Source organism: Pseudomonas luteola NBRC 103146, assembly GCF_002091675.1.
In the GTDB taxonomy this organism is placed as follows: Bacteria; Pseudomonadota; Gammaproteobacteria; order Pseudomonadales; family Pseudomonadaceae; genus Chryseomonas; species Chryseomonas luteola.
Genome location: NZ_BDAE01000006.1, coordinates 84,092 through 102,609, shown reverse-complemented (window position 1 = coordinate 102,609; position 18,518 = coordinate 84,092). Strand labels below are relative to the sequence as shown.

General features: G+C 57.3%; 20 protein-coding genes and 1 tRNA gene. 9 read left to right on the top strand and 12 right to left on the bottom strand.

Translation table 11 applies throughout. The features are described 5' to 3' along the window. Positions 1-98: 98 nt before the first annotated feature. A complete protein-coding gene (locus PLU01S_RS09615; protein WP_074827684.1) occupies positions 99-2,324 on the top strand; it encodes a hybrid sensor histidine kinase/response regulator in 2,226 nt (741 codons plus the stop codon). A 244-nt stretch (positions 2,325-2,568) separates the two neighbouring features. Here PLU01S_RS09615 and PLU01S_RS09610 read toward each other — a convergent pair whose 3' ends face one another. The 6 genes from PLU01S_RS09610 to PLU01S_RS09585 form a co-directional block, all read right to left on the bottom strand. Further along, positions 2,569-2,865: a cyd operon YbgE family protein gene (locus PLU01S_RS09610; RefSeq protein WP_074827682.1), complete on the bottom strand. Its 297-nt coding sequence runs from the start codon at positions 2,863-2,865 to the stop codon at positions 2,569-2,571. Then, entirely contained in the window at positions 2,862-2,972 is a 111-nt protein-coding gene (gene cydX / locus PLU01S_RS09605) for a cytochrome bd-I oxidase subunit CydX (protein WP_010797545.1), read from the bottom strand. The genes PLU01S_RS09610 and cydX overlap by 4 nt, the downstream gene beginning before the upstream one ends. Before the next feature lie 95 nt (positions 2,973-3,067). After that, positions 3,068-4,210: a cytochrome d ubiquinol oxidase subunit II gene (cydB, locus tag PLU01S_RS09600; RefSeq protein ID WP_074827681.1), complete on the bottom strand. Its 1,143-nt coding sequence runs from the start codon at positions 4,208-4,210 to the stop codon at positions 3,068-3,070. Positions 4,211-4,220: 10 nt separating this feature from the next. Further along, entirely contained in the window at positions 4,221-5,828 is a 1,608-nt protein-coding gene (locus PLU01S_RS09595; RefSeq protein WP_074827680.1) for a cytochrome ubiquinol oxidase subunit I, read from the bottom strand. Beyond that, a complete protein-coding gene (gene cydP, locus PLU01S_RS09590; RefSeq protein ID WP_010797548.1) occupies positions 5,825-6,028 on the bottom strand; it encodes a cytochrome oxidase putative small subunit CydP in 204 nt (67 codons plus the stop codon). Before cydP ends, PLU01S_RS09595 begins: the two co-directional genes overlap by 4 nt. A gap of 117 nt (positions 6,029-6,145) precedes the next feature. Further along, on the bottom strand, positions 6,146-6,439 hold the full coding sequence (locus tag PLU01S_RS09585) for a metal-sensing transcriptional repressor (RefSeq protein WP_074827828.1): 294 nt from the start codon (positions 6,437-6,439) through the stop codon (positions 6,146-6,148). Positions 6,440-7,410: 971 nt separating this feature from the next. Here PLU01S_RS09585 and PLU01S_RS09575 point away from each other — a divergent pair. Further along, positions 7,411-8,640: a GGDEF domain-containing protein gene (locus PLU01S_RS09575; protein WP_074827825.1), complete on the top strand. Its 1,230-nt coding sequence runs from the start codon at positions 7,411-7,413 to the stop codon at positions 8,638-8,640. Here the strand turns inward: PLU01S_RS09575 and PLU01S_RS25340 are convergent. Next, entirely contained in the window at positions 8,595-8,867 is a 273-nt protein-coding gene (locus tag PLU01S_RS25340; RefSeq protein WP_139208847.1) for a hypothetical protein, read from the bottom strand. The genes PLU01S_RS09575 and PLU01S_RS25340 overlap by 46 nt on opposite strands. Before the next feature lie 139 nt (positions 8,868-9,006). On the opposite strand from PLU01S_RS25340, the gene PLU01S_RS09570 reads away from it, so the two are divergent. The 3 genes from PLU01S_RS09570 to PLU01S_RS09560 all read left to right on the top strand — a co-directional run bounded on the left by PLU01S_RS09570 (position 9,007) and on the right by PLU01S_RS09560 (position 10,511). Beyond that, positions 9,007-9,507 carry a UPF0158 family protein gene (locus PLU01S_RS09570; protein WP_074827676.1) on the top strand — a complete coding sequence of 167 codons (501 nt, stop codon included), beginning with the start codon at positions 9,007-9,009 and terminating at the stop codon, positions 9,505-9,507. A gap of 198 nt (positions 9,508-9,705) precedes the next feature. After that, positions 9,706-10,035, top strand: coding sequence for a hypothetical protein (locus tag PLU01S_RS09565; protein ID WP_010797552.1), 330 nt, complete (start codon positions 9,706-9,708; stop codon positions 10,033-10,035). Between the two features lie 107 nt (positions 10,036-10,142). Then, complete coding sequence (locus PLU01S_RS09560; protein ID WP_010797553.1) at positions 10,143-10,511, top strand: DUF1475 family protein; 369 nt, start codon at positions 10,143-10,145, stop codon at positions 10,509-10,511. A gap of 10 nt (positions 10,512-10,521) precedes the next feature. On the opposite strand, the gene PLU01S_RS09555 is transcribed toward PLU01S_RS09560, so the two are convergent. Then, positions 10,522-10,595 (bottom strand) — tRNA-Gly (locus tag PLU01S_RS09555). Positions 10,596-10,769: 174 nt separating this feature from the next. Here PLU01S_RS09555 and PLU01S_RS09550 point away from each other — a divergent pair. Beyond that, positions 10,770-11,828 carry a M4 family metallopeptidase gene (locus PLU01S_RS09550; protein ID WP_074827674.1) on the top strand — a complete coding sequence of 353 codons (1,059 nt, stop codon included), beginning with the start codon at positions 10,770-10,772 and terminating at the stop codon, positions 11,826-11,828. A 10-nt stretch (positions 11,829-11,838) separates the two neighbouring features. Then, a complete protein-coding gene (locus PLU01S_RS09545) occupies positions 11,839-12,162 on the top strand; it encodes a protealysin inhibitor emfourin (RefSeq protein ID WP_010797555.1) in 324 nt (107 codons plus the stop codon). A 13-nt stretch (positions 12,163-12,175) separates the two neighbouring features. Here the strand turns inward: PLU01S_RS09545 and PLU01S_RS09540 are convergent, their stop codons facing one another. The 3 genes from PLU01S_RS09540 to PLU01S_RS09530 form a co-directional block, all read right to left on the bottom strand. Continuing rightward, the gene (locus tag PLU01S_RS09540) at positions 12,176-13,162 is read right to left on the bottom strand and encodes an aldo/keto reductase (protein ID WP_074827673.1); all 987 of its coding nucleotides are present in this window, start codon (positions 13,160-13,162) and stop codon (positions 12,176-12,178) included. Positions 13,163-13,229: 67 nt separating this feature from the next. Continuing rightward, on the bottom strand, positions 13,230-13,931 hold the full coding sequence (locus tag PLU01S_RS09535; protein WP_074827671.1) for a 16S rRNA pseudouridine(516) synthase: 702 nt from the start codon (positions 13,929-13,931) through the stop codon (positions 13,230-13,232). Continuing rightward, positions 13,931-14,152 (bottom strand): cysteine-rich CWC family protein, encoded by a 222-nt coding sequence (locus PLU01S_RS09530; protein WP_074827669.1) that lies wholly within the window; start codon positions 14,150-14,152, stop codon positions 13,931-13,933. The genes PLU01S_RS09535 and PLU01S_RS09530 overlap by 1 nt, the downstream gene beginning before the upstream one ends. Before the next feature lie 249 nt (positions 14,153-14,401). Between PLU01S_RS09530 and PLU01S_RS09525 the strand changes: the two genes are divergently transcribed. Then, a complete protein-coding gene (locus PLU01S_RS09525) occupies positions 14,402-15,541 on the top strand; it encodes a glycerophosphodiester phosphodiesterase (RefSeq protein ID WP_074827668.1) in 1,140 nt (379 codons plus the stop codon). A 208-nt stretch (positions 15,542-15,749) separates the two neighbouring features. Beyond that, entirely contained in the window at positions 15,750-16,166 is a 417-nt protein-coding gene (locus PLU01S_RS09520) for an NUDIX hydrolase (protein WP_074827666.1), read from the top strand. 472 nt (positions 16,167-16,638) lie between these two features. On the opposite strand, the gene atzF is transcribed toward PLU01S_RS09520, so the two are convergent. Continuing rightward, positions 16,639-18,432: an allophanate hydrolase gene (gene atzF / locus PLU01S_RS09510; RefSeq protein ID WP_074827817.1), complete on the bottom strand. Its 1,794-nt coding sequence runs from the start codon at positions 18,430-18,432 to the stop codon at positions 16,639-16,641. Positions 18,433-18,518: the final 86 nt, after the last annotated feature.

Here is an 18,518-nt window from a genome sequence, read left to right as displayed (position 1 = left end):
ACAGGAGGCGCTAGAAGGCCCTTGGCTAGTAATAGTCAAACTCCCTAAAGGGGCCTAGAATTTCAAGCATATTCACCTTTGAATAAGGTCGCAGCAGTATGTCGATCCGCGCCAAGCTTATTACGCTGGTAATAGCCATCTTGGCTCCGACACTGTTGGCTTCTACATTCGCCATCTACTACGTCTACCAGGATCAGCGAAGCAAGGTGGAAGAAAGCATGCGGGCCACAACCCGGGCGCTTTCGCTGGCCGTTGACCGTGATCTGCTCAGGCGTGATGCCATTATCTCGACTCTGGCCATTTCGCCTTCCCTTGAGCGCAACGACCTTGAGGCCTTCTACAAGCATGCGCGACGGATTACCCAGACCTGGGAAAACTCCATCATCCTGTTCGACCTGGACGGCCAACAGCTGATCAATACCCGTAGACCTTTTGGTGCAGACCTTCCCCATAGCATTAACGCTGAAATCAATGCCACCGACTTCAACAAGCCGTTACTGGTGAGTGGACTGTATGTCGCGCCTGTGGGGAAAGAGTACAGCTTTGCGGTCCGGCGGCCTGTTTTTCGTGATGGGCAGGTCGCCTACTTTATTGCAATGGGCTCGTTTGCCTCGCAGATGGATACGGTGCTTAAAGAGCAGCAGCTGCCCCAGACTTGGCTGGGCGTTGTCATGGATTCCAAGGCTCAAGTCGTAACCAGAAGTAGCCGTCCGCAGGACTTTGTAGGAAGACAGGCTTCAGGCCCCTTGATGGATCGACTGATGGTCGATAGTGAAGGGTTTCTCGATTCGGTCTCGCTGGAAGGCATGCCCATGCGCTCTTTCTTCAGCAAGGCACCCTTGTCGGGGTGGTCAGTGGTTATTGGCCTCCCACGCGCGGAAATTCAGCGTACGGCTATTCATGCCTCGATTGCTGTCATCGTAGGATCACTGATTCTGTTGGGGTGCGCTATTCTTCTGGCCTTCTGGATGGGGCGCAGAATCGCGCAGCCGCTTCGCCTGCTGGATCAGACGGCCCAGGCGCTGGGCCGGGGCGAGGCGATCAAGCCCATTGCAACAGGCATGGTTGAAACGGACCGCACTGCCAGCGTACTGGCAAAGGCCAGCGAGGAAATACAGAGCGCCAACGCCAAGATGAACCAGCGGGTGGATGAGGCGGTTGCTCAGGCCGAGCGCTCGCAGAAGGCGTTGCTGCAAGGGCAGAAACTGGAATCTCTGGGGCGCCTCACCGGCGGTATTGCTCACGACTTCAATAACCTGCTGCAAACGCTAACCATGGGGTTGGCGCTGGCTGAGAAGTCAGCTACGACGCCCCGCGCCCAAAAAGCGATCGAAGCCTGCAGCCGGTCTGTCGAGCGGGGCACCAAGTTGACTCGCCAGCTCATGGCGTTCAGTCGCAGCCGGGTTGATGAGGCTCGTACAGTGGACCTGCGTACGGTCCTGATGGGTATGGGCGATCTGCTGGATGGCGCCTTGCCCAGCCGTATAAGGCTCACGCTGGAAATACCGGACCAGTCCTGGTCGGTATTCCTCGATCCGCTTCAATGCGAGCTCGCCGTCTTGAACATGGTATTCAACTCCCGCGATGCCATGCCTGATGGCGGCGAAATCACCGTCTCGCTGGTGCGTAAGGTAATCCAGACCGGTGAAGTAGAGGGGTTGGCAGGGGGAGAATACGTGGCGTTGTGCGTGAAGGATAATGGCCATGGCATGAGTGAAGATGTGCAGGCCAGGGCCATGGAGCCGTTCTTCACGACCAAGGAGGTGGGGCAAGGTACTGGGCTTGGGCTTGCCCAGGTCTATGGGTTTGCCAGGCAAGCGCGGGGGACAGTGCTGATCGAAAGCGCTGTAGGCGTAGGCACGACCCTTACAATCATGCTGCCCCTAGGGGAGGCCGTATTGATCGAGCACCAGGAGGCCGCTTCCGACAGCGTGTTGCCTGTTGCGTCTGCCCGGGTGTTGCTGGTGGATGATGACGAGCAGGTGAGGGAGGTGGTCGGACCGATGCTGGAGGAGTTGGGGTTTGAGGTAACCACAGCCGCCAATGCCGACGAGGCCTTGCAGCGGTACGAAACGATGCTGTCCGGCTCGCCCAGCGTACGACCCAACATCATCTTTTCCGACATCATTATGCCTGGCCGTCTGGACGGCGTCGGACTGGCGTTGGCGCTACGCGAGCGCGATCCAGGTCTGCCGATTGTATTGGCCACCGGTTATACCGAGCACGCGGTAAAGGATTATGGCTTCAAGGTCCTTTCCAAACCCTACGATTTGAAGACCCTGGCGCAAACCCTGAGAGATGAACTCGACCGCTCTGCTGCCTGAATAGGCATTAAGCATTACTCGTCCAGGACAGCTGTTGGGTATCGCTGGGCTGTACCCAACCTGCTGAGCGGAGTGTAATGGAGAGAGCAATTAGGATGGGTTGAGCAATGCGATACCCAACTGGAGCGCAAGAACCGAATCAGTAAGGTATCCAGCAGAGCGGTTGAAAATTGCATCACGGCATCCAACCGACTCGCTTATGACCATAGGATGCCAGCCTTTAGTCAGGCTGGCATCTCATACGTCAACCCATTCGGGCCTGTATCAGCAGAGCATAGCCCAGCGCCATCAGCGTCCAGGCTAACAAAGGGCCAAAGGCCCACTTCCAGACTTTCGCCCGAGGGTCGAACCCTACGCCGTGCACAAAGCCGCCCGCCACGCCCCACATCACCAGCATAAGCATGCTATGGCTGTAACGGCCTTCGGCATTCAGAAACGCAGTGGGATAGATGAGCAGCAACAGGCACAGCGGCGAGGCGAGGAGCAGGGAGAGTATCCTGAACCCTCCTCGCAGCAGCACCGGGCGGGCGTGGGTGATCACGGCTGGATCTCCTCGTCGAGATTTTCAGTTGCTTCGAGCCACAATGCATTCATGATGCCGAAGCCGCACGCCAGAGCGATACCGAGAACCCAGGTGAAATACCACATGATGATGACTCCTGAAGATATTTAGGGCCTGTCCGGCCGATCCCTGGGACTGTTCTGAGCCTCCTCAGGGTCGGCCGAACGACTAGACGAATGAATCAATAAAGGCCGTGGGGGTTGTCGTTGATATGCGTGGTAGTCACCTTGCCCCACATCTTCACGTAACCCCACAGGGTATAGGTCAGGATGATCGGGACAAAGATGCAGGCTGCTACCAGCATGATCCCCAGAGTCCTGTGACTGGAGACGGCATCCCACATGGTCAGGCTCGCCGCGGGATCAAAGCTCGACGGCATGATGAAGGGGAACAGTGCAAAGCCTGCGGTGCACAACGTACCCACAATGGCCAGGCTGGAGCCGAGGAAGGCTACCCAACTGCGGCCGGAAGTCGAGGAGAGCAGGGCCATCAGCCCACCCACGATACCGATGACCGGGGCCAGCTTGGTCATTGGATATTGAGCGTAATTGGTCATCCAGCCGACGTTGGTCTGGGCGACTTCCTTGGCTAGCGGATTCAGTGCGGCGTTGGCGTCAAAGCTGGAAAGCAGGGCGAAACCGTTGATACCACCCATCCACAGCCAGACACCCGCCCCGATAAAGGTAGCAAGGAACGCAAGCGCCAGAATCTGCGAGGCGCGGCGGGCGCGTTGGCTGATGGCACCTTCGGTGCGCATCATCAGCCAGGTACCACCATGCAGGGCCAGCATGGTAAAGCTGACGATACCGGCCAGCAGGCCGAAGGGGTTCAGCAGTTGCCAGAAGCTACCGTGATAAGAGGCACGCAACGTGTTGTCCAGTTCCAGCGGTACGCCTTGCAGAAGGTTGCCAAAGGCCACACCAAACACGACCGAGGGCACGACTGCACCGGCGAACAGTCCCCAATCCCAGGCCTGACGCCATTGGGTATTTTCCAGCTTGCTGCGGTAGTCGAATCCCACCGGGCGTACGAAGAGTGCAAATAGCACTACCAGCATGGCCCAGTAGAAGCCTGAAAACGCGGCGGCATAAACCATCGGCCAGGCGGCGAACATCGCGCCGCCTGCTGTGATCAGCCACACCTGGTTGCCGTCCCAGTGGGGCGCAATGGTGTTGATCACCACGCGCCGCTCGTTGTCCGTACGGCCAACGATGGGCATCAGAATCGCCGCACCCAGGTCGAAGCCATCGGTCAGGGCAAAGCCAATGAGCAATACCCCCACCAGTACCCACCAGATCAGTTTAAGACTCTCGTAATCAAACATAGGGGTGTTCTCAGGCAATGATGGTTGGAGTCGGAGCCGCTTCCGGCGCCTGCGGCAGTTCGGTCTTTGCGCCTTTCTCAAAATGGTAGCGACCGGTGTGCAGGCTGGACGGACCGAGGCGAGCGAAGCGGATCATCAGGTACATTTCGATCACCAGCAGGCCGCTGTAGAAGACGATCAAGGCGATCAGCGAGCCCCAGACATCACCTGTAGAGACGCTGGAAGCTGACAGGTGAGTAGGAAGCAGCTCGCCAATGGACCAGGGCTGACGACCGTTCTCGGCGACAAACCAGCCCGTCTGGCCGGCAATCCAGGGCAGCGGCAGGCTGAACAGGGCAAACTTGAGCAGCCAGGTCTTGGTGGCCTCGTTGCGGCGTGCCACGGCGTAAAAGGCGCAGGCGAACAGGATCAGCATCAGGAAACCCGAGGCGACCATGATGCGGAAGCTCCAGAAGATGCCAGATACGTGCGGGATGGTGCTCTTGGCCGCTTCCTTGATCTGGGCATCGGTAGCCGATACCACATCGGGGGTGTATTTCTTCAGCAGCAGGCCATAGCCCAGATCTTTTTTCACATCGTTGAAGGCAGCGATGTTTTCAGGGGTCTTCTCACCGCCACGCAGTTTTTCCAGCAGACTATAGGCCACCATCCCGTTACGGATGCGGTCTTCATGCTGGTCGATCAGCTCATGAATACCGGTTACCTGCTTGTCCAGCGAGCGGGTGGCAATAATGCCCATGACATAGGGAATCTTCACCGCATAGTCGGTGCGCATGGTTTCCTGATTCGGGAAGCCGAACAGGGTGAAGGAGGCCGGAGCTTCTTCGGTATGCCATTCGGCTTCGATGGCGGCCAGCTTGGCTTTCTGCACGTCACCCACTTCGTAGCCGGACTCGTCACCCAGTACGATCACAGACAGTACCGAGGCCAGGCCGAAGGCAGAGGCGATTGCAAAGGAGCGACGCGCAAAGCCTACGTCACGCTTCTTCAGCAGGTAGTAACTGGAGATGGCCAGCACGAATACCGAGCCGGTCACATAGCCTGCCGCCACGGTATGCACGAACTTGACCTGCGCGACCGGGTTCAGCAGCAGGGCGCCAAAGTCGGTCAGCTCCATGCGCATGGTCTCGAAATTGAACTCGGCACCCACCGGGTTCTGCATCCAGCCGTTGGCGATTAGAATCCATAAGGCCGAGAGGTTGGAGCCCAGGGCTACCAGCCAGGTTACCGCCAGGTGCTGTTTCCTGGACAACCGGTCCCAACCAAAGAAGAACAGGCCGATAAAGGTCGATTCGAGGAAGAATGCCATAAGGCCTTCGATAGCCAGCGGTGCACCGAAGATATCGCCCACATAGTGGGAGTAGTACGCCCAGTTGGTGCCGAACTGAAATTCCATCGTCAGGCCGGTAGTGACCCCCAGAGCGAAATTGATCCCGAAGAGCTTGCCCCAGAACTTGGTCATGTCCTTGTAGACCTGCTGGCCGGTCATGACGTAAACCGTTTCCATGATGGCCAGCAGGAAGGCCATGCCCAGCGTCAGGGGAATGAAGATAAAGTGATACATCGCCGTCATGGCAAACTGCAGACGCGACAGGTCGACGACTTGTTCCGAGATCATCTCGGTGTCTCCTCAATTTTAAGCGAAGCGGGAGTGGCACCCAAAAGGCGTTGGCTCATTTCCACGGTGCCGTCCTTGGGAACGGTGGGCGCGTCGAACCAGAGGGCCTTGATGCCCATGAGCAGGGTCAGCTTGATCAGGAGAATCACGGCGATCTCCTTGGCCAAGCGGTGTTTAAGAAAGCTGAAGGGCGAGTTCATAGTCGATACTCCGTGGAGTATCGGCATTAGAGACGATGGCAGGGTGCTATCTATTGATCTGGCGCAATGAAATCAGAGTAGAAGCATCCCTCAAGGGATGGCAGTTTGCCGCAGGGGTCAGGTGTAGCGGATGAAAACCTCGCGAACCTTGGCCAGCGCCTCGGCACTGTCCTGATCGGGATCGCTCATGGCTTCTTCAATCAATGCTGTCAGCAGCAGGCGATACGCTTTTTCCAACGCACTGCGTGAGGCAGAAAACTGCTGGGCCAACGACTCGAAGCGCTCTCCGCGTCGGATCATGGCCTGAAGGCCCCGAATCTGGCCTTCGATACGGGCCAGCCGCTTGAGCATCACCTGCTGCGCTGTGGGGTGGTCGAGTAGATCATCATTCGCGGAAAGATTCGATTTCATGAAGCGCTCAGTAAACATAACGAGGCCACGCTCTTTGAAAGCTGTTATGCCATAGGGCGAGGCGGAAAAACGTAATCAAGATCATGGCTACTGCTTAAAGACACGTCTTATCCATTAATAAAGGAGGCGCCAAAGCGGCTGATAAGCAGCAGGGCTTCCGAGTTACCTCCAGATGGAAGGGCGCAGACTACTAGCCCAGGCCCATGAGAGCTGACGCTACAGTGGCTAGAGCCTCGCAAGGGTATGTCCGATGTAGCCTAGCAGGTGATGCCGGTAGCCCTTGCCTAGGCAGCGGACTAATTCGCTCTCGATTGACTTGAATCAATCGAGGTGACGGGCTGTGCTCTTCATGAAGCGGTGAGACGTGTTTACTGCGGTCTACGGGGTATCTGTACCAAGGCGGCTTGAATGACATCAATCGGGTCGCGGCACATGAGCACAGCGGTTTACTCAAGGCAGAAGAAACTCGCTGCGCTGCACACTTTGCAACACATGGCCACTAACCTTTCCGTGTTTATTCTTCTGTCGGATCAGGCCGCTGGTAGGCCTCTGAGTGCTACCGATTTGATATTGAAGGTAACAGTTCATGAACGGTATTGATTGATTTGATTAGTAAATTTTCATGATAAATCAATCGATTAACGTGTTTTCTTAATAAGGATTCAATTTAACGTTAAGGTTCTCAGCGAGACGGCCGTTACAGTAAAGACGATTACAGATTATTGGCGTCAAGGTGTATGCTCCGCACGCATGCTTGATATCGAATGGCCATCGCTCCGCGTGATGAAGCAGCTGTTGGCTGTGCAAGGTGCAGACAGGATCGTGCAGGTCAGGCTGCCAGGGTAGGCCAGTAACTATTCATTATCCGATTTGTTTCATCGCGTGGCGGTGAACGTAGTTATCAGGATTTTCTTGTGCGGAACCGCTTCTCTCAAAGCCCGATTCATTTTGCGCCGCCCTTGTTTCTGGCAATGGTGGCGTGGCTGCTTAGCCTGTATTGGCCGGGCACGGCTTTTATGGCATCGCTGTTCAGTGTACTCCCAACGCTTCTGGTGTTGTTGGGAGGAGCCTTTTGTGTGGTCTATCAGCGGCAGAGCCAACTGTTTTCTCTGGTCACGCTTTACATTGCACATTTTTCATTGTCGCTTCAGGTCAGCCATTATCAGCAGACCCATACGCTCAACCCTGAAACGCCCTTGGTCTTTCACCTTGCCACCGTCATGACTCCACTGCTGATTGGCATCTATTGCGTCTGGCAGGTCAAGGCGCATCTGCTGCAGGACAGCATTGCCCGGCTGACGCTACTGATTGTGGCAACAGTCGTCCCGCTGGCACTGAGCCGTGTCTATCCCGAGGCGATGCTGCACGCAGTCGATACCATCTATTGGCCCATGCTGCACGGCGACTGGATGAAGCTGGCGCAGCTGGCCTACTTCACTTTTATCGTGGGGTTGGGGCTTGTCATCACGCGATATGTTCTCTTGCCAAGGCCGCAGACGGCGGCGCCTATTGTAGCTATTGGCTGTCTGATGTGGATGTGGTCCAAGGTCTTTATCGAGCCCCAGACCCTGGATGTAATGATCAGCTTTGTTCAGCTCATCATCATCGGCTCGGTCATCCATGAAACCTTCTACATGGCCTTCCGCGACGAGTTGACCGGTATTCCGGGGCGCCGTGCGCTCAATGAGCGCTTGAGTCGCCTGGGCAGCCAGTACGTCATTGCCATGGCCGACGTGGATCACTTCAAGAAATTCAACGACACTCACGGCCATGATGTCGGTGATCAGGTACTCAAGCTGGTCGCCAGCAAGATGCGCAAGGTCGGCGGTGGCGGCAGTGCGTATCGGTATGGCGGCGAGGAGTTTACGCTGCTTTTTCCAGGCAAGACGCTGGAAGAATGCCTGCCGCATCTGGAAGCTGTGCGGCGTAGCATCGAAGAGTACCCTTTGCGTATCCGGGACAAGCAGAGCCGCCCCCAGGATGACGAGCGGGGCAGGGAGCAACGTGGCTCCGGTGAGGCCAAGACTGTCTTTATCACAGTCAGCATGGGCGTCGCAGAGCGGGGCGTGGCAGCGCGCACCCCTGAAGAGGTCATCAAATGTGCGGATCAGGCACTGTATAAAGCCAAGGGCGCTGGCCGTAACAATGTCATGCCTTATGGGCAAAACGCCCAACCTGCTTCACGGGTCAGGCGGGCCTGACCTTGGCGCCGTGCAGGGGCATGGTCGACAAGCCCGTCCAGTTCCTCTGAGGTAGATGAGGGGGCTGCACCTAGAGCGGCGCGGCGCTGGGCGCCTGGAATTACCATACCGAGCAGCATGATCAACGCCTCCCTGGAATCCGGTACATGCCAGCGTCCTGCCTGGATACTTGTAGCGGTAACTAGCACATCAGTCGCAGGCGGCAACGCTCTAAAGCGTCCACTCATGGCACAGGTGCGCCTCACCGAGAAATACCTCGCGCCGTAACCGGGAAAAGCCGCGGTATCTGCTTGTCCTATGTTGGGCACCCTCCGGCCATCCCTGGGTCATACCTGTATCGATAAGCCACAGTAAGTCAGTGCAGCCATGCGACCGATCACGATAAACCTCGAAGCGCTCAAATCAGTCCTCACCAGTGAGGCCCGACACGACCACGTACTCGATCTGGAAACCGGCAAGCTCCTGAATCTGACCGAGGATGACTTTGAAGCCGAAGAACTGCACGCCATCGAAACCCAGAAAGACCGCTACGTGCCCATCGAACCACTAGGCATCGCCGAGCGCGTAGCCATGCGCGAAGCCTTTTTGTTCGATCTTCATGACCCCCATGCACATCCGGTGCTCTCCCGCGCCTTGACCGACCGCAAGCCGCTGCGCACCTTTGACTATGAACTCAAGAATTTCCCCAAAGCCCAGAAAGCCTGGGAAGCCTATGAGGCTACTCAGGTCAGCCAATATGCCCTTATCTGGCTGCACGACCACGATCTGGAGCCCGTTTCAGAAGACTACGCTTCCCAGCCTGATGTTAAAGAAGGCGTGCCCGAAGGCATTCTGCGCCGCATGAACAAGAGCAACGTTCAAGAGTAGAGCGCTACCTGACAGCAGCAGGTGCCTGAATAGATGACTCAGGCACCTGCCTGGATACCTCTGATCCCCTCTACTGGCCCGCCCGTTCTGCACAAATAAATTTGATGAAGCTATCTAGCCAACCGAACTGTCATATGGGATAGATAGGATGGACAAAACATAACAAGAAAGTCATCTGTATAACGGGGGATGGAGACCATGCGTGGTTTAGTAGTAGTAAGTCTGATCACGTTACTGACAACCGGCTGCGTCATGAGCGGGCGCAACATTGACGAGCAACAGGTAGGGCAGATCGTCGAGGGCCAGACGACCCGCTCACAGCTCATCGCCATGTTTGGCGAGCCTCAATCCAAAATCCGCAAGTCGGGCTATGAGATGCTGTACTGGTCCTATTTCAATTCAGGCTTTCTCGCTGCCTCTGAACAATCCAAGGGCCTGCGCGTCCTGATCGATGAAGACGGTACGGTCAAGAAATACCAGGCAATCAACTCGAATACCAAGTCCGCACTGGCACAAAGCGATATCTAAGCGCATTCATACCATTTTCCTGTGCGTTGCTCAGTGGCAGCGCACGGGCAAACTCATGTCTTCTGCCTACAATCCTTACAGCAGGTATATATTTTTTGAGGGATGACATGCGGAAGGTAACGGCGCTAACGCTGCTGCTTGGGGTGGGATGGCTAGTGCTGGTCGCCATTACGCTTCGCGGTACTGTCGAGATGGGCTTAGTGACGGGCCTGTACACCTTTGTAGGCGACTTTGCTCATCCGTGGCGAGCGCAGTTCCACTCAGACCTGAGCCTGAACGTTTTTCTGATTGCCCTCTGGCTTCTCTATCGAGCCCGCTCCTGGCAGGTTGGTCTGCTATGGGGCTTGCTGGCACTCATGGCGGGCGCCTTGTTTACGCTGCCTTACGTAGTGATAGCAATGATTCGGGCGAAGGGGGATTGGCGAGTGCTGCTACTGGGAAGGCAAGCCAGGATGTCAGCCCCGCTTGAATCATGAGGAAGCGAATTGGAGCGGGCGAAGGGAATCGAACCCTCGTCATGAGCTTGGGAAGCTCAGGTAATGCCATTATACGACGCCCGCTTCGGGAGGCGTCCTTTGTACCAGAAGCCGAGCCTTGGGTGAAGCCTCTTGATAAGGTTTTTGTGCGAGGGAGTCTAGGGCGGGTTTTGCGGTCTAACCCTGTGCCACGTAGAGTGGCGTGAGAGGGGTAGTGTTGTGCTGCTCCAACGCTGGCTGCTTAGGGAGGGCGTTCGTATGCCTCGCTTGGGTTCTGTTCAAGGTTTTATCCCCCCGTACATCCTCAGCCGTATCGTTGATCATGGCGATGAACGCCAGCGCTCCTGCGCGTTGGGTACGCTGAGTCATGTACGTACGCTTTTGCATAATCCAGGCCCGCCTGGTGTGCGTCAGGCACCGGTAAGTGAGCTGGAGCGTACCGATGATGAGCGTGCACAGCGCAGTATCTATGATGCAAAAAATGGTAACCAGTTGCCGGGTGTGCTGGTTCGCAAGGAAGGCCAGCCTGCCGTAAGCGACATTGCTGTGGATGAGGCTTATGACCATCTCGGCGCCACCTTCGATTTCTTCTATCAGGTGCTGGGCCGCAACTCCATCGATAACCGGGGCCTGCCGCTCTCGGGCACGGTGCATTACGGACAGGACTATCAGAACGCCTTCTGGAATGGCGAGCAGATGGTATTCGGCGATGGGGACGGCGAGATCTTCAACCGCTTTACCATTTCGCTGGATGTCGTTGCCCATGAGCTTACCCACGGGGTGACGGAAAGTGAGGCGGGGCTGGTGTATTACAACCAGTCTGGCGCACTTAATGAGTCCGTGTCCGATGTCTTTGGGGTCTTGGTTAAGCAATACAGCCTGAAGCAGCGAGCCGAGGAGGCCAACTGGCTGATCGGGGAAGGGCTGTTGACCGAGAAGATCAATGGTCGTGGTCTGCGCTCGATGGCTGAGCCGGGTACGGCGTATGATGATCCGATGCTGGGCAAGGACCCGCAGCCTGGCCATATGCGTGACTTCATTGAAACGCGGGATGACAATGGCGGTGTGCACCTCAACTCGGGCATTCCAAATCGGGCATTCTATCTGGCGGCAACCGGGATCGGTGGATACGCATGGGAGACAGCGGGCCGCGTCTGGTACGACACCCTATGCGACAGCCGTTTGACCAACGATGCTGATTTTGCGGCCTTCGCTCGACTCACCGTTTCGAATGCCGGTCGCCGCTTCGGCGCAGAAGCGTGCGAGACCCAGGCAATTAACAAGGCCTGGGAAGACGTTGGGGTAGAGCTGACCTGAGGAGGTCATTATGAAAGAGCTACCAAAGTTGGGGCCGGATGCCTTGTTAAGGCTTTCTCGACAGGGCGGCTTTGCAGCGATCCATGCGCTGGCGCGCCCACGGGAGATCGATTTTTCCAGTTGCAATGAGGATGAGCGCGGACGAATCTGTTCCGTGCTCGAGCGTTCGCTGCCAGCCTCGGCGGAAAGCGTAGGGCGTGGCGATCAGCGGTATTACAAGATCGAGTTGCGCTTCAAGGACAAGCCCGACGAGATCACAATTACCGTTCCGGAAGACCGTGCACCCAACGAGCTGGTAAGGCTGTGGGATAAGGGCGACGCCAAGGTGCCCTGATCCCACTTCACGCCTAGTGTCTAGCCGTCTCGCCTGGCACCGGCGCATCAGGGGGCAGGACGCCCTGCTCCCGTAGTGTTGTCCAGAGTTCCTGCGGGATTGGTACCTGCATCAGTTCAACGTTTTCCCTGACCCGCTCAGGTTTGCTGGTGCCCGGGATCGTGGCGGCTACAGTGGGGTGTGCGATGCAGAACTGCAGGGCTGCAGCGCGTACATCGACATCGAACTGTTCGCAGACCCATTTGAGGTGCTTGGCTTTTTCCTTAATGGAGGAATCAGCCTCAGCATAGTTGTAGTTCTCGCCGCCCGCCAAAATACCCGAGTTGTACGGACCTCCTACGACAATACCTACACCGCGCTCCAGGCATTGCGGGAACAAGGTATCCAGCGCCTCGCGATGATCCAGCAGCGAATACCGTCCAGCCAGCAGAAAGGCATCTGGGTCAGCCTGTTCCAGGGCAAGACGGCAGGGCTCAACCATGTTCACACCCAGCCCCCAGCCTTTGATGAGGCCTTCTTCGCGCATCCGGGTCAGTGCAACCGCTGCGCCTTTCATGGCCTGGTCAAAATACTCTCGCCATGTGGGGCCGAACTGGTCTTCGGATACATCATGGATCCAGACGATATCAATCCGGTCGGTTTTGAGGCGTTCGAGGCTGTCTTCAATGGAGCGACGGGCACCGTCTGCGCTGTAGTCCAGAATACGGCGGTAGGGGCGCTCGTTGACGAACGGGGCCGCATTCTCAGGCTGGTCGGCCTTTTGCAGCAGACGGCCAACCTTGGTGCAGAGGGTGTATTCATCCCGGGGTTTTTGACTGAGCACCTCGGCAAAGCGAATTTCCGACAGGCCGGCACCGTAATGGGGTGATGTATCGTACAGGCGAATACCGGCCTCCCAGGCCGCTTCAAGCGTGGCGGAGGCTTGTTCTTCGGTGAGCTCATGAAACATGTTGCCCAGCGGGGCACCGCCAAAACCGAGGCGGGGAACGTGAATGCGCATACGGCTCTCCTGGCTGATGAACGATTCTTATGCCGACCGGAGTGCGCGACGAATGTTCCTCAGTGGTCTAGGCAGGGACGCCGCATGCGATTTCTGCAGCGGTAAGAGGGCGATATTCACCGGGTGCCAGGGCGGGGTCGAGCACAATGGGACCGATCCGCTCCCGGTGCAGGTGTAGGACCTGATTTCTAAAGTGCCCGAACATGCGTTTGACCTGATGATAGCGGCCTTCGATGAGAGTAAGCCGTGCGCTGCGCTCGCTCAGGATATCCAGATGGGCGGGCAAGGTAGTAAGGTCTTCAAACTTGAAGTACAGCCCGGCGGCGAATGTGGAGACGTATTCCGGCAGGATCGGGTTGGCCGTCTCGACGTAATACACCTTGGGCAGCTTGCTGCCGGGCAGGGTCAGGCGACGAGACCAGAGACCATCGTTGGTGATGAGCATGAGGCCTGATGTGTTCAGGTCCAGACGGCCGCTCAGGTGGAGATCATCCTTGTCCTGTTCGTTCAGCAGATCGATTACCGTGGGGTGATCCGGATGCTGCGTTGCGCTCACATACCCAACGGGTTTGTGCAGCATGAAGTAACGAGCAGCCTTGCCAGGTTGAAGCAGCTCGTCCAGCAGCTCGACCCGATCGAAGAAGCGTACCTCGTAGCGGCCATCACGCACAGGCACGCCATTGATCCGTACGTGTCCATGCGCTAAATGCACGCGTGCGTCCAGGCGGTTGAGGGTAGGTCGGTTACTGATGAAACGATCCAGGCGCATCAGCCGTTAGTATCCGTTTCATGTTCTAAGGTAGCACTGGCGCAGCGGGCGCACAGGCAAGCCACGTTGCGAGCGTCTTCCGGCAAGGTCTCGAGTGCTTCGGGAGCGATACGGGTGTGGAAGCACCAGCAGTCAGTCACCGGTTGGCTGCAACCGAGCTGAGCACAGCCATTGGGTTGCCCGCAGCGTGGGCAGAGGTGGGGTGGATAGGCTGTGTTCATGTCTGTCGCCTCGTGCGCCTGTAAGGGCGTACGGAAATCGAATGTAAATAGGGGTAGACCGTAATCGTACCCCGTGTGAGGCAGTACGGCTATGAAGACCAGCCGTATGGGCTACGCTTGCTTACGTTCTTTGACTGATGGCCCGCAAGGGTGGGGATAAGCGGTATCGTCACGTTAACGTCGTGTTCATGCCGCAGCATGGGCGTTGTGTATTCAAAATCCAAAAAGTCACAACAACGGGAGACACCGATGGATAGAGGTTTATGCAAGGGATTATTGGCAGGAGCGCTAATGGTGGCCATGGGGATGATGGGGCAGTCGGCTGGTGCCGCGAGCGAGCCGGTAGGCAAGGCGCTGAGCGAGAAGGCGGGCATTCCGTATCCGGCCGTGATTGCACACCGGGGGGCGTCATATGATGCACCAGAGTCCACCGCGCCCGCGTATATGCTGGCCCGTGACTTGGGCGCCGACTATCTCGAACTGGACCTGCAGCGTACCCGTGATGGCGTCCTGATCGCCCTGCATGACGACAACCTCAAGCGCACCACTAACGTTGCGCAGCGCTTTCCGGGCCGGGCGGATCAACCTGTCAGTAGCTTTACGCTGGAGGAACTTAAAAGCCTGGATGCCGGAACCTGGTTCAATACGACCCACCCGGATCGTGCGCGGCCCAGCTTTGCTGGCCAGAAAATTCTGACCCTGGATGAGGTGATCGATATTGCCGAAGGTGGACAGAACAAGCCGGGCCTGTACATCGAGACAAAGCAGCCCAAGCTATTCCCTGGCATCGAAAAAGATCTGAAGGACAAGCTTCAGGCGCGCGGCTGGTTAAACAAGCCTGCCGAAAAACCGGCCGATACACAGCACGTGCACGTGGCGTCCATGCCAGGTCGCGTAGTCCTGCAGACGTTCGAAAAGAGCAGTATGGAACTGTTGCAGCAGGAAATGCCGCAGGTGCCCAAAGTGCTTCTGCTATGGCTGGGCGATGGCAGTATCGAACCCAAGTCGAACGTGACCTTTGCCGAGTCCGGCGAAAAGGACAAGGCAGCCTATTATGCCAAGCAGGAAGTCAAATCCAAGGCTGAGTACGAACGCTGGCTGAACTGGGCGAAAGCGCATGGCGCACTGGGAATAGGGCCTTCCTCGGCACTGACAAGTGGCGGTGATCAGAGTTATGCGGATCTGGTGAAGCCCTGGATGAATCAGATGGCTCATGAAAAAGGGCTGATTGTGCATCCATACACGGTGGACGAGGCTGTGGACTTCAAGAAAATCAGCGATGCGGGCGTAGATGGCTTCTTTACCAACCGCACTGCCGAGCTGTTGAAGTTTTACAACCGCCCTGCAAAGGACGGCATCGACACGATACTGAAGCGCCACGGTTATTGATAAACGCCCTTTAGCTTTATGATGGGTACCGCGTTGCTCCACCCCACTCTAGAAGAGACCGGCTTGGACGTAGGAGGGGGCGCAGCGATACCCGTCATGTCGCCCCCCTTATCCGTACAACCGCCTATGCGCTCACCGCAGTTCGATCACAACATGGATAAATTGGCAGGGTGGGTCTGAAAAAGAGTCTGCCAACAGGAGAGCGGTAGTGAATGATTTTTCCGGGGCTAAACTTGCCTTGTTGTGTGGTGATCAACTCCTGACCTACAAGCGAGACGATAAAGACTCGATTCCCTTCCCGGGCTGCTGGGATTTTGCTGGCGGTGGTCGAGAGAGGAATGAAAGCCCAGTCGAGTGCGCGTTGCGAGAGTTAGATGAAGAGTTTTCCCTACAGCTGACCGAAGATCGGATCATTTGGGAAAGGCGCTACACGAGTTATACCCGTAAGCCTCTTGACGCCTATTTCTTCGTCGGCGAACTAACCGCTGAAGAGGTCGAATCCATACGCTTTGGTGATGAGGGCCAGTATTGGCAGATGATGCCAATAGCGGAGTTCCTGTCCTTGCCGGACGCAGTCCCTTATCTGCAAACACGGCTGCGCGACTACCTTGAACAGGAATCCTGATCTGAAAAATCTGGTTACGTTGCTTAATGCCAGCTGAATGCCTGGGTGATTACACAGGACAGGGTTTCGCAGAGCGGTAATATGCCATTACGCACCGTTTTTTAGGGCGTGGAGGATACTGTTTTGCGGCGTCTATTCTTGGCGTTAGCGTTTGCTCTACCGTTAAGCGGGTGTGTGGTCTACGGCGATAACCCTTACCGTCATACCACCACGACCTACTACCGCTCCTATACCCCTGTTTATGTAACACCGGCTGTTCCTGTTGGGCCGCCGCCTTCTGTCATTATTTATGACCGACCTGTGACACGTTGGCGCTCGAATTTCTATTATGGCCCACCACCGCCTCCGCCGCGGTTTCGCCCTGGTTGGGGCCCCGGTCCCGGCCCAGGCTATTGGCGTCATGGACCGAGACCGTACTGGGGGCCACCACCGAGACGGTGGTAAGCCCCGGCAAGCGATTAGCAAGCCCCTCCTATCGCTGGCTGGCCATATAAGCCCGCCAGCCACCGAAGTGGGTGATGTCCTTGGCGCCTTCCAACCCATAGGGCTCACAGATAAACCCGGTTTCCCAACTGCCATCAGCCAGCTGAACCTTGCCTAGGCCGAGCGGAGCAGGAATACCTGTCAAAAATGAGCCTAGCTCGCGGCTGGGCAGTTCCCAGATTTCCACGGCAATGGCTCGACCACCTTCGGCTACACGAACCATGCCCGGGCGGAAGGGCGGTCCACCGGCCAATGCGTACAGTTTGTAGTCGGGACTGCTTTCTGTACGTGAAACCAGTTTGCCGCCCCGCTTCACGAGTTGCCAGTTGAGCGGCAATCCCTCCAGATGCGCACCGCAGGCGACCACACGAGCATGATCATGGCGCGTGACTGTAGTAGAGGCAGGGGCGTCCATCTGTGCACCGTTTACCAGAGGTAATTGCTGCACACGCTGGAAGGCATCGGCCAGGCTCAAGAGGTACTGATCGGTGAAGGCGCGTCCGAACAGCGTCACGCCCCACGGCAGGCCGTTTTGCATAAAGCCGGCCGGCACCGCCACGGCGGCATAATCCAGCATGTTCATGAAGTTGGTGTAGTAACCCAGATCGGAGTTACGGGCGACAGGCTCGGCCTGCAATTCATCCAGAGTGACGGGGCGGGGGTAGGCAGGCGTCAGTACGCAATCCAGCTCGGCCAGCGCCTGGTCACAGACAGCCTTGAGTGCTTGCAGGCGGTACTGCGCCCGGAAGGCGTCTACGGCCGTCGTGCCGGGCGCCTTGGCCAGTACTGCCTTGATGACGGGCAGTACCGCGTCCGGTTGTTCTTCGATCAGCTCACCCGCCACGCTGTAGCGCTCGGCTACCCACGGACCTTCGTAGAGCAGCTTGGCCGCTTCGAGGAACGGGGCGAAATCCAGTTCGACTGCCTCGCCCCCGAGCGCTTCCAGCTGTCTTACCGTGTGCTCGAACAGCGCGGGACTTTCCGGACAGCCGAGAAATTCGAGCTGCCTGGGTACACCAAAGCGGAACGGGCGCGGAGTACCGAAGGCCGAGGCATCGTTCCAGAGCGGATTGGCGCGACTGTACGCGTCGCGTGGATCGTATACAGCGGTCAGGGCGAGCAGTTCGCTGGCCTCTTTAGCCGTGGCGGTGAAATAGGTGACGCAATCCAGTGTACGGCACGCCGGAACGACACCCGCCGTCGAGATTAGCCCTTTGGTGGCCTTGAGACCGACCAGGTTGTTCAGCGCAGCAGGTACTCGACCCGAGCCGGCCGTATCGGTACCCAGTGCAAAGGTAGCCACGCCCAGCGCTACGGCTAGGGATGACCCCGCGCTGGAACCGCCGGAAGGGTAGTCTGGATGAACACTGTTGCGGCAGGCGCCATAGGGCGAACGTGTACCGTTGAGGCCGGTGGCAAACTGATCCAGATTGGCCTTGCCCAAGGGAATCGCACCTAAGGCGATCAGCTGCTCGACAACGGTGGCCGAGCGCTCCGGTGTATAGGCAAAGGCTGGGCAGGCGGCTGTAGTAGGAATGCCCGCCAGATCGATGTTGTCCTTGATGGCAAAGGGGACGCCATACAGCGGAAGGTCCGCGGGGGACCTGCTTTCCAGTGCCGCCAGATAGGGTTCCAGCTCCGCCAGGGAGAGCAGATGGATGAACAGGTGAAAGTCGGGATTCAACTGCTCGGCCTTGTTGCGAAGTTCGGTAATAAGCGTGCGTGGCGTGGTGCGGCCTTCACGGTAGGCGGCGCGGAGGGTATCGAGGCGCAGGTCAGTCATAAAATAGTCCCTGGTAGTCTGGATAAAGCCATTGGCAATACCCAGCAATAGCGTTCTGAGCCGGGTATCGCCTTGCTCGACCCGCC